Source organism: Streptomyces sp. NPDC087300 (assembly GCF_044744425.1).
Lineage (GTDB): Bacteria > Actinomycetota > Actinomycetes > Streptomycetales > Streptomycetaceae > Streptomyces.
In genome coordinates this window covers 132,073-144,582 of record NZ_JBIUYI010000008.1, presented here as the reverse complement: position 1 = coordinate 144,582, position 12,510 = coordinate 132,073, and the positions used below count along the sequence as shown (strand labels likewise).

8 protein-coding genes are annotated in these 12,510 nt (G+C 69.2%); 4 read left to right on the top strand and 4 right to left on the bottom strand.

All coding sequences use genetic code 11. The annotated features are described in order from the left end of the window. Positions 1-11 precede the first annotated feature (11 nt). The gene (locus ACIO9J_RS31455) at positions 12-683 is read left to right on the top strand and encodes a response regulator transcription factor (protein ID WP_030782872.1); all 672 of its coding nucleotides are present in this window, start codon (positions 12-14) and stop codon (positions 681-683) included. A gap of 95 nt (positions 684-778) precedes the next feature. On the opposite strand, the gene ACIO9J_RS31450 is transcribed toward ACIO9J_RS31455, so the two are convergent. From ACIO9J_RS31450 to metH, 4 genes are all read right to left on the bottom strand, one after another. Continuing rightward, a complete protein-coding gene (locus tag ACIO9J_RS31450) occupies positions 779-2,365 on the bottom strand; it encodes an ABC transporter substrate-binding protein (protein ID WP_402007109.1) in 1,587 nt (528 codons plus the stop codon). Positions 2,366-2,439: 74 nt separating this feature from the next. Further along, positions 2,440-4,047, bottom strand: a complete 1,608-nt coding sequence (locus tag ACIO9J_RS31445; RefSeq protein WP_402007107.1) for an ABC transporter substrate-binding protein — start codon at positions 4,045-4,047, stop codon at positions 2,440-2,442. Between the two features lie 347 nt (positions 4,048-4,394). After that, positions 4,395-5,090 carry an HAD family hydrolase gene (locus ACIO9J_RS31440; protein WP_402007105.1) on the bottom strand — a complete coding sequence of 232 codons (696 nt, stop codon included), beginning with the start codon at positions 5,088-5,090 and terminating at the stop codon, positions 4,395-4,397. Positions 5,091-5,232: 142 nt separating this feature from the next. Next, positions 5,233-8,805, bottom strand: coding sequence for a methionine synthase (metH, locus tag ACIO9J_RS31435; RefSeq protein WP_402007103.1), 3,573 nt, complete (start codon positions 8,803-8,805; stop codon positions 5,233-5,235). Positions 8,806-9,071: 266 nt separating this feature from the next. On the opposite strand from metH, the gene ACIO9J_RS31430 reads away from it, so the two are divergent. The 3 genes from ACIO9J_RS31430 (at position 9,072) to glpK (ending at position 12,506) form a co-directional block, all read left to right on the top strand. Continuing rightward, positions 9,072-9,836, top strand: a complete 765-nt coding sequence (locus tag ACIO9J_RS31430) for an IclR family transcriptional regulator (RefSeq protein ID WP_402007101.1) — start codon at positions 9,072-9,074, stop codon at positions 9,834-9,836. Positions 9,837-10,102: 266 nt separating this feature from the next. Further along, entirely contained in the window at positions 10,103-10,894 is a 792-nt protein-coding gene (locus ACIO9J_RS31425; protein ID WP_402007099.1) for an MIP/aquaporin family protein, read from the top strand. A gap of 67 nt (positions 10,895-10,961) precedes the next feature. Next, entirely contained in the window at positions 10,962-12,506 is a 1,545-nt protein-coding gene (glpK, locus tag ACIO9J_RS31420) for a glycerol kinase GlpK (RefSeq protein WP_402007097.1), read from the top strand. The last annotated feature ends 4 nt before the right edge of the window (positions 12,507-12,510 follow it).

Sequence of the window (12,510 nt, the reverse complement as noted above, 5' to 3'; positions counted from 1 at the left end):
AGGAGATTTACGTGGCCATCCGCGTCCTACTGGTCGACGACCAGCCGCTGTTGCGCACCGGGTTCCGGATGATTCTGGAGGCCGAGCAGGACATCGCGGTCGTCGGCGAGGCCGGAGACGGCCTGCAGGCTCTGGATCAGGTGCGGGCCCTGCAGCCCGATGTGGTCCTGATGGACATCCGCATGCCCCGGATGGACGGTGTCGAGGCGACCCGGCAGATCACCGGGCCCGGCCGGGACGGCCCGGCGAAGGTCCTGGTCCTGACCACCTTCGACCTCGACGAGTACGTGGTGGAGGCGCTGCGCGCCGGTGCCAGCGGCTTCCTCCTCAAGGACGCCCCGGCCAACGAGCTGGTGCAGGCGATCCGCGTGGTCGCCGCGGGCGAGGCGATGCTCGCGCCGAGCATCACGCGCCGGCTGCTCGACAAGTACTCCGCGCACCTGCCCTCCGGGGACGAGCCGGTGCCGGACACCCTGCACACGCTGACCGACCGCGAGGTCGAGGTCCTGAAGCTGGTGGCCCGCGGCCTGTCGAACGCGGAGATCGCGGCGGACCTCTTCGTGAGCGAGACGACCGTGAAGACCCATGTCGGCCACGTGCTGACCAAGTTGGGCCTGCGCGACCGCGTGCAGGCGGCGGTCTACGCGTACGAGAGCGGTCTGGTGCGGCCCGGCGCGCAGTAGCGGGTTCTGATACGCGACGAAGGCGGCCACCCCCGAGGGGGTGGCCGCCTTCGTCGTGCGGTCCCGGCCCGGTGTCGCCCCGGGCCCTTACGGGCTCAGCCCTTGCTGATCTCCCAGAAGCGGAACACGGTCGAGGCGTCCAGGCAGGATTCGACGCCGTAGACGCTGTCGCGCACGACCGCGTACTGCTTGGCCTGCCAGACCGGCAGGATCGGCACCTGGTCGGCGACGACGTCCTGGAGCTCGGCGTACTGCTTGTCGGTCCTGCCGCGGTCGCTCTGCTTCGCGGTGCCGGGGATGATCTTCCCGGTGATGTCGCGGTTCTCGAAGTGGTTGCCGAGGACGTTGCCCTTGCCGAAGAACGGCTGGGTGAAGTTGTCCGGGTCCGGGTAGTCCGGCACCCAGCCCTTCACGTACACGCCGTACTTGCCGGCCTCGATGTCCTTCTCGTACTGCTCGAAGCCCACCGACCGCACGTCGGCCGTGAAGAGGCCGGAGGCGTTGAGCTGCTTGGCGACGGCGCGCAGCTCGTGGTCGGTGGCCGGGCCGTAGCGCGAGGGGGTCGACCAGAGCGTGAGCTTGACCTTGCCCTCGATGCCGTCGCCGCGCAGGGCGGCGGCCGCCTTGGCGCGCTGCGGACGGGCGCCGTAGGTGTCGAAGAACGCGGTGTTGTGGCCGCCGATGCCCGCGGGGACGATCGAGTAGAGCGGGGTCGCGGTGTCCTGGTAGACCTCCTTGACCAGCGCGTCCCTGTCGATCAGGTAGGCGATGGCCTGGCGCACGCCGAGCTTGCCCGCGACCGGGTCCTTCATGTTGAAGACCAGGTGCTGCACCTCGGCGCTGGTGCCCTCGACGATGTCGACGTCGCGCCCGGCCTCGGAGGTGTCGCGCTCGATGTCGGCGATGTCGGCGGCGGCGAGGCCTCGGTAGGCGACGTCGACCTCGTTGTCCATGAGGGCCTGCTTCAGGCCCTTCTGGTCACCGTGGAAGAACTTGATCGCCACGCCCTCGTTCTTGACCTTCGCGGTGCCCCGGTAGTCGGAGTTGACCGAGAAGGTCGCCCGGTCCTCGCCGAACGAGTCGAGCTCGTAGGGACCGGAGCCGACGGCCTTGCCGTCCGTACGCAGCTTGTCGATGGCGTACTCGCGGTGGTCCACGATCGAACCGGCGCCCGAGGCGATCTTGCTGGGGAAGGTCGCGTCGGGGTACTTCAGCTTGAAGACGACGGTCTTGGCGTCCGGGGCCTGCACGCGGTCGAGCATCGGGAACATGATCGCCGGTCCGGCGTCGTCCTTGATGGTGCGCATGCGGTCGAAGGAGAACTTGACGTCCTTCGAGGTGAGCGCGTTGCCGTTGCTGAACTTCAGCCCGTCACGCAGCTCGCACTTGAAGACCTTCGCGTCCGTGTCCGTGAACCCGCACGACTTGGCCGCCTCGGGCGCCGGCTCCGTGGCGCCCTTGGGGAAGCTCAGCAGGGACTGGAAGACGTTGTTGAACAGGAGCCACGACCCGGGGTCGTAGCCCGCGGCCGGGTCGGTGGCCAGGACGTCGTCGGACATCCCCATCACGACCGCGTCGCCCGTGTCCCCCGCACCGCCCGTCTCCGTGCCGCAGCCGGTCAGCAGGGCGGCGGCCAGTCCTCCGGTGAGCGGGAGGGCCAGCCACTGGTTACGACATTTCACTTACGTGCCTTTGGTGTTGTGGTCGTTCGGTGGAGCGGAGGGGGCGGATGGTCGGCCGCCCCCTCAGGGGATCGTCAGCCGCTGACGCCGCGGCCCAGCTCCCACAGCTGGAGGTTCGACGCCGAGTTGAGGGCCCACTCGACACCCGTGATGTCGTCGCGCGCGGCGATGTACTGCTTGCCCTGCCAGAGCGGAAGCACCGGGACGTCCTCGGCGACGATGTCCTGGATCTTGCGGATGCTCTTGGACGCGGCGAGCCGGTCGGCCTCGCGGCGCGAGGTGGGGATCAACTGGTCGTTGATGGTCCCGTTGACGTACGGCGAGCCGAGGAAGTTGTCCTTGTCGAGGAAGGGCGCGAGGAAGTTGTCGGCGTCGGGGAAGTCGGGGAACCAGCCCATGCCGTACACCGCGTACTTGCCGTCGCGCTCGGCCGCGCGGAAGGTGCTCCACGGCACGCCCTTGACCGACACCTCGAACAGGCCGGAGTCGTTGAGCTGCTTCTGCAGGATCTCGAACTCCTTCTTGGTGCCGGGACCGTAGTGGTCGGTCGTGTAGTGCAGCGTCAGCTTCACCGGCGTGGAGATGTTGGCCTTCTCCAGGACCTGGCGGGCCTTGGCCGGGCTCGGGTTGCCGTACTTGTTGAAGAACGAGTTGGCGTGGCCGGTGATGGTGGTCGGCACCAGCGAGAACAGCGGGTCGGCGGTCGAGCCGTATACCTGCGAGGCGAGCGCGCCGCGGTCGACGATCTGCGCCATGGCCTGCCGGACGGCCTTGGTCTTGACCGCGGGGGCGTCGGTGTTGAAGGCCAGGTAGCGGATCTCCAGACCCTGCATCTCGACCAGGTCGATGTTCTTGTCCGGGGACGCGTCGAGCTGCTTGACCTGCTCGGGCGACATGGTGCGCGTCATCAGGTCGATGTCGCCGTCCTTGAGCGCCTTGCCCATCGCGTCGGTGTCCGCGAAGTTGCGGAGCTCGACCTTGTCGCTCTGGGGCTTGAACTGCCCCTTGTACTCGGGGTTCTTGGTGAAGACCGTCTTGACCAGGCGGTCGTCCTTGACCTCCTGCTTCGCGGTGTAGGGGCCGGAGCCCGAGACCTCGAAGCCGTCGCGCAGCTTGCTCTTGCTGTAGTGGTCCTTGCTGACGATGCCTGCGGTCGGCGTGGCCAGCTTGTAGGGGAACGTGGCGTCCGGCGTCTTGAGGTGGAAGACCACCTCGCGGTCGCCCTCGGTCTCGATCTCCTCGACGTTGGACACCAGACCGTCCGAACCGCTGGGGTCCTTGATCTTCATGTCGCGGACCCGCTCGATGGAGAACTTCACATCGGCGGCCGTCAGCGCCTTGCCGTCGGAGAACTTCAGTCCCTTGCGCAGGGTGCAGGCGTAGCGCTCGTTGCCCGTGTCGGTGAAGCCGCACTGCTCGGCGGCCTCGGGCTGCGGTTCACCGTCGCCGCGCGGCAGCGCCATCAGCGTCTGCACGGTCTGGCGCAGGATGTTCCAGGAACCGGCGTCGTAGGCGTAGGCCGGGTCGAAGGGTGCCGGGACCTCCTTCGAGATGGCGAACGCGTCCGTGGTGCCGACCGCGATCGCGTCGTCGCCATCTCCGCTGCCGGAACCGCCACACGCGGCGAGCGCGGGAGCGAGCAGACCTATCACGGCCGGCAGCACCAAAGTCTTGCGGTTCATGCTCGACGTTCTCCAGAGCTCTTGGATCCCGTGAATCCCGCAACGCGGGGTGTGGGTTGGTGGGGCACGGGGGGTGGGGCGATGTTCTCGCGATGAGATTAGTCCGCACCAGGCGAGCGCCGGAGAGGGTGGGAGGGATGCGGCCAATCACGCTGCGAAACCGGGCGTGGACGCACCGATAACCCGACAGTGGAAGGTTTCGTGCAGGCTCCCACCAATCGGGACACAACGTCACGCCCCCGCATGCCCCAGAAGGGGTCCCGGCACACAAGGGCCCCACTGTCGACCCCGATCCGAGTGGGAAACGTCACACCTTCAACCGTGCCGTGGACGGAACTGGCGGGCCCTCAGAACGTCATCAGCCCTTGCAGGAAAGGCAGGTTGACCTGTTCCAGCGAGGGCACGACGGTGCGGCCCGCAGCCGGTGCGATGGGCGCGACCGACGGAACGGCCACCACGCGGCAGCCCGCGGCCTCCGCGGCGGCCACACCGGTGGCGGTGTCCTCGATCACGGCGCATCGCGCGGGGTCCGCGCCGATGCCCGCGGCCGCGAGCAGATAGGGGTCGGGGTGCGGCTTGGTGCGGGTCACCTCGTCGCCCGCGACGGTCAGTTCGAAGTGGTGGGCGCCGATCGAGTCGAGCACGCGGTCGATGATGCGCCGGTGGGAGGCGGAGACGAGGGCCATCGGCACGCGCTGCTGGGCGAGTTCGGCGAGCAGCCGGGCGGCGCCCGGCATCAGCGGCAGGGAGCGGCTGATGCGGTTCTCGAAGCCGTCGTTGAGCAGCACGGTGAGCTCGGGCAGGGTGATGTCGGCGCCGGTGGACTCGATGAGGAAGCCCGCGCTGCGCGTCATGGGCCCGCCGACGACCACGTCGCGCCATGACTCGTCGAGGGCGTGGCCGAGGGACGCGAAGACCTCGACCTCGGCGTCCCACCAGAAGCCCTCGGTGTCCACGAGCGTGCCGTCCATGTCGAGCAGGACGCCCTGCAGGGCGGAGCCTTCGGCCGTTCGGGTGCCGAGCGCGGGAACCGTACTGGTCATGCGACCACACCTTCCATGAGGGACGAGAAGGCCGGTTCCCCGAGGGGAACCGGCCTGAACTGGACCGACCAGTGTACGACTCGTCCGCGAAACGCGCGCTCCGGTTACCGGGCGGGGCGCGGGGCGACGTCCGGAGGGGACGTCAGCGCGCGTTGAAGTACTTCGCCTCCGGGTGGTGGATGACGATCGCGTCGGTGGACTGCTCCGGGTGCAGCTGGAACTCCTCGGAGAGCTGCACGCCGATCCGCTCCGGCTGGAGCAGCTCGGCGATCTTGGCGCGGTCCTCCAGGTCGGGGCAGGCGCCGTAGCCGAGCGAGAAGCGGGCGCCGCGGTACTTCAGGGCGAACATGTCCTCGACGTCGGAGGGGTCCTCGCCGCCGAAGCCGAGCTCGGCGCGCACGCGCGCGTGCCAGTACTCGGCGAGCGCCTCGGCCAACTGCACGGACAGGCCGTGCAGTTCGAGGTAGTCGCGGTAGGAGTCGGCGGCGAAGAGCTCGGCGGTGGCCTCGCCGATCCTCGAACCGACGGTGACGACCTGGAAGCCGACGACGTCGGTCTCGCCGGACTCCTCGGGGCGGAAGAAGTCCGCGAGGCACAGGCGGCGGCCGCGGCGCTGGCGCGGGAAGGAGAAGCGGGTCCGCTCCGAGCCGTCGTCGTTGAGGACGATCAGGTCGTCTCCCTTGGACACGCAGGGGAAGTAGCCGTGCACGACGGCCGCTTCGAGCAGGTTCTTGGTGTGCAGCTCGTCCAGCCAGCCGCGCAGGCGCGGGCGGCCCTCGGTCTCGACGAGCTCCTCGTACGTGGGTCCGTCGCCGGTCCGGGCCTGCTTGAGGCCCCACTGGCCCTTGAAGAGGGCGCCCTCGTCGAGCCAGGAGGCGTACTCCTTGAGCTGGATGCCCTTGACGACGCGGGTGCCCCAGAACGGCGGCGTGGGGACGGGGTTGTCGATGGAGACGTCCGAGCGGGCGGGCCCCTCGTCCTCGTCGGCCTCCAGGACGGCGGCGGACGCCTTGCTCTGGACGCGGCGCTGCTTGAGCTCGGGCAGGGTCGCGCCGGGCACGCCGCGCTTGACCGCGATGAGGGCGTCCATCAGGCGCAGGCCCTCGAACGCGTCGCGGGCGTAGCGCACTTCGCCCTCGTAGATCTCGTGCAGGTCCTGCTCGACGTAGGCGCGGGTCAGGGCGGCGCCGCCGAGGATCACCGGGAAGTCGGCGGACATGCCGCGCTGATTGAGCTCCTCCAGGTTCTCCTTCATGATCACGGTGGACTTGACCAGGAGGCCCGACATGCCGATGACGTCGGCCCGGTGCTCCGCGGCGGCGTCCAGGATCGCGGCGACGGGCTGCTTGATGCCCAGGTTGACCACGTTGTAGCCGTTGTTGGACAGGATGATGTCGACGAGGTTCTTGCCGATGTCGTGGACGTCGCCGCGGACCGTGGCGAGGACGATGGTGCCCTTGCCCTCGGAGTCGGACTTCTCCATGTGCGGTTCGAGGTGGGCGACCGCGGTCTTCATGACCTCGGCGGACTGGAGCACGAACGGCAGCTGCATCTGTCCCGAGCCGAAGAGCTCGCCGACGACCTTCATGCCCTCCAGGAGGGTGTTGTTGACGATGTCGAGGGCGGGCGTGTGCGTCAGGGCCTCGTCGAGGTCGGCCTCCAGGCCGTTCTTCTCGCCGTCGATGATGCGGCGCTGCAGCCGCTCGTCGAGCGGCAGGGCAAGAAGCTCCTCGGCCTTGCCCGCCTTCATCGACTTGGTGGAGACGCCCTCGAAGAGCTCCATGAGCCTCTGGAGCGGGTCGTAGCCCTCGGAGCGACGGTCGTAGATGAGGTCGCTGGCGACGCTCACCTGCTCGTCGTCGAAGCGCGCGATCGGCAGGATCTTGGAGGCGTGCACGATCGCCGAGTCGAGCCCGGCCTTGACGCACTCGTCCAGGAAGACGGAGTTGAGGAGCACGCGGGCGGCCGGGTTGAGGCCGAAGGAGATGTTGGAGAGGCCGAGCGTGGTCTGCACGTCGGGGCGGCGGCGCTTGAGCTCGCGGATCGCCTCGATGGTGGCGATGCCGTCGCCCCTGGACTCCTCCTGCCCGGTGCAGATGGTGAAGGTCAGAGTGTCGATGAGGATGTCCGACTCGTGGATGCCCCAGTTGCCGGTGAGGTCCTCGATGAGGCGTTCGGCGATGGCGACCTTGTGCTCGGCGGTGCGGGCCTGGCCCTCCTCGTCGATGGTCAGCGCGATCAGCGCGGCGCCGTGCTCCTTGGCCAGCGCGGTGACCTTGGTGAAGCGCGACTCGGGTCCGTCGCCGTCCTCGTAGTTGACGGAGTTGATGACGGCGCGGCCGCCGAGCTTCTCCAGGCCGGCCTGGAGCACCGGGAGCTCGGTGGAGTCGAGGACGATGGGCAGGGTGGAGGCGGTGGCGAAGCGTCCCGCCAGCTCCTCCATGTCCTTGACGCCGTCGCGGCCCACGTAGTCGACGCAGAGGTCGAGCATGTGCGCGCCCTCGCGGATCTGGTCGCGGGCCATCTCCACGCAGTCGTCCCAGCGGCCCTCCAGCATGGCCTCGCGGAACTTCTTGGAGCCGTTGGCGTTCGTGCGCTCGCCGATCGCCATGTACGACGTGTCCTGGCGGAACGGGACGGTCTGGTAGAGCGAGGCGGCGCCGGGCTCGGGGCGCGGCTCGCGCACGCTCGTCGCCGTGCCGCGCACCCGCTCCACGACCTGGCGCAGGTGCTCGGGGGTGGTGCCGCAGCAGCCGCCGACCAGGGAGAGGCCGTACTCGCGTACGAAGTTCTCCTGGGCGTCGGCGAGCTCGGGCGCGGTCAGCGGGTAGTGCGCGCCGTTCTTGCCGAGGACCGGCAGGCCGGCGTTGGGCATGCAGGAGATCGGGACGCGCGAGTGGCGGGCGAGGTAGCGCAGGTGCTCGCTCATCTCGGCCGGGCCGGTGGCGCAGTTCAGGCCGATCATGTCGATGCCGAGCGGTTCAAGCGCGGTCAGCGCGGCGCCGATCTCGGAGCCGAGGAGCATCGTGCCGGTGGTCTCGACGGTGACGGAGCAGATGACGGGGAGGTTCGCCCCGGTGACGTCCAGGGCGCGGCGGGCGCCGAGGATCGCGGCCTTGGTCTGCAACAGGTCCTGGGTGGTCTCCACCAGGAGCGCGTCGGCGCCGCCGGCGATCATGCCCTCGGCGTTGATCTGGTAGGCGTCGCGCAGCACCGTGTACGGGGCGTGGCCGAGCGTCGGCAGCTTGGTGCCGGGGCCCATCGAGCCGAGGACCCAGCGCTGCTGTCCGGTGCGCCCGGTGAACTCGTCGGCGACCTCGCGGGCGATGCGGGCGCCGGCCTCGGAGAGCTCGAAGTTCCGCTCGGGGATGTCGTACTCGTTCAGGGCGGCGTAGTTCGCGCCGAACGTGTTGGTCTCCACGCAGTCGACGCCGACCGCGAAGTACTCCTCGTGCACGGAGCGCACGATGTCGGGCCGGGTGATGTTGAGGACCTCGTTGCAGCCTTCGAGGTTCTGGAAGTCCTCGAGGGTGGGGTCCTGCGCCTGGAGCATCGTGCCCATCGCGCCGTCGGCCACCACGACGCGGGTGGCGAGGGCTTCGCGGAAGGCCTCGACTCGGGCCCTGCTCTCGGGCGGGAAGGCCGTGGACTGCGCGGGCTGCGCCGAGGGCGCGGACTGCGCGGACTGCGACGACGGGGTTGGCGACGAGGCCATGAAAGAGCTCCCTGGAGTGCGACGGCTGTCGGCTTTGCGCCGCTGTCCCACGGCGCACACGGCCAGGGTAGCCGGGACCTTGGTCCGGAAGGGAAGGCGTCCAGGGGGCGGACCTGTGCGCCGAGGCTGACCGGAACGGGTGCTTGACAGGTGATCCGGGTGCGACACGGGCCGTCCGCACATTGGCGGGAGGTCGACAACGACCGATAGTGTTCAGCATTGTCGAACGTGGAATGTGTGGCGAGGGGACGGAGGTCGGGGCTGCGATGGCACGCAACATCCAGTCGCTCGAACGGGCCGCGGCGATGCTGCGGCTGCTCGCGGGCGGTGAGCGGCGGCTCGGTCTCTCGGAGATCGCCTCCTCGCTCGACCTGGCCAAAGGCACGGCCCACGGCATCCTGCGCACCCTCCAGGCCGAGGGCTTCGTGGAGCAGGACTCCGCGTCGGGCCGCTATCAGCTCGGCGCCGAGCTGCTGCGCCTGGGCAACAGCTATCTGGACGTCCACGAGCTGCGGGCCCGCGCCCTGGTGTGGACCGACGACCTGGCCCGCTCCAGCGGCGAGAGCGTCCACCTGGGCGTACTGCACCAGCAGGGCGTACTGATCGTCCACCACGTCTTCCGGCCCGACGACAGCCGCCAGGTCCTGGAGGTGGGGGCCATGCAGCCGCTGCACTCCACGGCCCTGGGCAAGGTCCTCTCGGCGTACGACCCGGTCGCGCACAACGAGGCCGTCGAGGCCGAGCGCAAGACGTTCACGGCGCACACCGTCACCGACCCCGACGGCTTCGAGGGCGTCCTGGACCTGACCCGCGCGCGCGGGTACGCGGCGGACGTCGAGGAGACCTGGGAGGGCATCGCCTCCGTCGCCGCCCCCATCCACGACCGGCGGCGGATGCCGGTCGGCGCGGTCGGCGTCACCGGCGCGGTGGAGCGCGTGTGCAGGGACGGGGAGCTGCGGCCCGAGCTGATCGCCGCCGTGCGCGACTGCGCGCGCGCCGTCTCCCGTGACCTGGGCGCCGGGCGCTTCTGAGCTGCGGCCGCGCCCGCTCGGACTGCGGGATCACCGATAACGCGGAACGATCAATAACGATCGTGTTTTCAATAACAGAACTCTTGACGAGCGAGTAACCCCGGAGCGAGACTCGCGTCCATCGGTCGGCATTGTCGAACACCTACCGGCATTACGCGCTAGAGTGTGACAAGGCCAAGGGCCGGCAACGACCTCACCTGAGGTCGCGGACCACCGGAGGGACCCGGGGTTCGCCTTCCCCTGGACGAAGGACAAAGGAGTCGCGGGTGTCCAGCTCCGACATCTTCATCGGCGAGACCATCGGTACCGCCGTGCTCATCCTGCTGGGCGGTGGCGTGTGTGCCGCCGTCACGCTCAAGCGCTCAAAGGCCAAGGACGCCGGCTGGCTGGCCATCACCTTCGGGTGGGGCTTCGCCGTGCTGACCGGCGCCTATCTCGCGGGGGGCGTCTCCGGCGCCCACCTCAACCCGGCGGTCACGCTCGGTCTCGCGATCGAGGGCGGCACCAAGTGGAGTGACGTTCCGATCTACCTGGGCTCCCAGCTGCTCGGCGCGATGATCGGTGCCTTCCTGGTGTGGGTCACCTACATGGGCCAGTTCAAGGCCCACCTGACCGACCCCGAGATCCTCGCGGCGCAGCCGGTGGCAGAGGGCATGGTCGACCAGAAGGCCGCGCCTTCGGCGGGCCCGGTGCTCGGCATCTTCTCGACGGGTCCGGAGATCCGGAACTACGTCCAGAACGTGCTGACCGAGGTCATCGCCACGGTCGTGCTGGTCCTCGCCATCCTGACCCAGGGTCTGAACGACGGCGGCAACGGCCTGGGCACGCTCGGCGCCCTGATCACCGCGCTCGTCGTGGTCAGCATCGGCCTCTCGCTCGGTGGCCCCACGGGCTACGCGATCAACCCCGTCCGTGACCTCGGCCCGCGCATCGTCCACTCGCTGCTCCCGCTGCCGAACAAGGGCAGCTCGGACTGGACGTACGCCTGGGTGCCGATCGTCGGTCCGCTGATCGGCGGCGCGATCGCCGGCGGTCTCTACAACGTCGCGTTCAAGTAGGACCCCGACAGCGACCGATGACCGCCTCAGAGCCCGAGAGCCACAGCAAGAACTTCTGGAGCACACCGTGACCGACGCACACACCGCAGGCCCCTTCATCGCGGCCATCGACCAGGGCACCACGTCGAGCCGCTGCATCGTCTTCGACAAGGACGGACGGATCGTCTCCGTCGACCAGAAGGAGCACGAGCAGATCTTCCCGAAGCCGGGATGGGTGGAGCACGACGCCACCGAGATCTGGACCAACGTCCAGGAGGTCGTCGCCTCCGCCGTCTCCAAGGCCGGGATCACCCGCGACGACATCAAGGCGATCGGCATCACCAACCAGCGTGAGACCACGCTGCTCTGGGACAAGAACACCGGCGAGCCGGTGTACAACGCCATCGTCTGGCAGGACACCCGCACCGACGCGCTCTGCAAGGAGCTCGGGCGCAACGTCGGCCAGGACCGCTTCCGCCGCGAGACCGGCCTGCCGCTGGCGTCCTACTTCGCCGGGCCCAAGGCCCGCTGGCTGCTCGACAACGTCGAGGGCCTGCGCGAGCGCGCCGAGGCGGGCGACATCCTCTTCGGCACCATGGACTCCTGGGTCATCTGGAACCTGACCGGCGGGGTCGACGGCGGCAAGCACGTCACCGACGTCACCAACGCCTCGCGCACGATGCTCATGAACCTCCACAAGATGGAGTGGGACGAGCGCATCGCCGAGTCCATCGGCGTCCCCACGCAGATGCTCCCCGAGATCCGCTCCTCCGCCGAGGTCTACGGCGAGGTCACCGGCGGTCCCCTCGGCGACCTGCTCGGCGGCATCCCCGTCGCCTCCGCGCTCGGCGACCAGCAGGCGGCCCTGTTCGGCCAGACCTGCTTCGACGAGGGCGAGGCCAAGTCCACCTACGGCACCGGCACCTTCATGCTGATGAACACCGGTGACAAGGCCATCAACTCGTACTCGGGCCTGCTGACCACGGTCGGCTACCAGATCGGCGACCAGAAGCCGGTCTACGCCCTCGAGGGTTCCATCGCCGTCACCGGTTCGCTGGTGCAGTGGATGCGCGACCAGATGGGCCTGATCAACTCCGCCGCGGAGATCGAGACGCTCGCGTCGTCGGTCGAGGACAACGGCGGCGCCTACTTCGTACCGGCCTTCTCCGGCCTGTTCGCCCCGTACTGGCGCTCCGACGCCCGCGGCGTGATCACCGGTCTGACCCGGTACGTCACCAAGGCGCACATCGCGCGCGCCGTCCTGGAGGCCACGGCCTGGCAGACCCGCGAGATCACCGACGCCATGACGAAGGACTCCGGCGTCGAGCTCGCTGCCCTCAAGGTCGACGGCGGCATGACCTCCAACAACCTGCTGATGCAGACCCTCTCGGACTTCCTCGACGCGCCCGTGGTGCGCCCGATGGTGGCCGAGACGACCTGCCTCGGTGCCGCCTACGCCGCCGGTCTCGCCGTCGGCTTCTGGTCCTCGACCGACGAGCTGCGCGCCAACTGGCGGCGGGCCGCGGAGTGGACCCCCCACATGGACGCGGACACCCGCGACCGTGAGTACAAGAGCTGGCTCAAGGCCGTCGAGCGGTCCATGGGTTGGCTCGATGAGAGTGGCGAGGAGTAAGAAC

What these genes read in the sequence shown, in the direction of transcription:
- ACIO9J_RS31445 (WP_402007107.1), bottom strand. Translation starts at nt 4,047, where the DNA reads ATGAACCGCAAGACTTTGGTGCTGCCGGCCGTGATAGGTCTGCTCGCT.
- ACIO9J_RS31440 (WP_402007105.1), bottom strand. Translation starts at nt 5,090, where the DNA reads ATGACCAGTACGGTTCCCGCGCTCGGCACCCGAACGGCCGAAGGCTCC.
- metH (WP_402007103.1), bottom strand. Translation starts at nt 8,805, where the DNA reads ATGGCCTCGTCGCCAACCCCGTCGTCGCAGTCCGCGCAGTCCGCGCCC.
- ACIO9J_RS31430 (WP_402007101.1), top strand. Translation starts at nt 9,072, where the DNA reads ATGGCACGCAACATCCAGTCGCTCGAACGGGCCGCGGCGATGCTGCGG.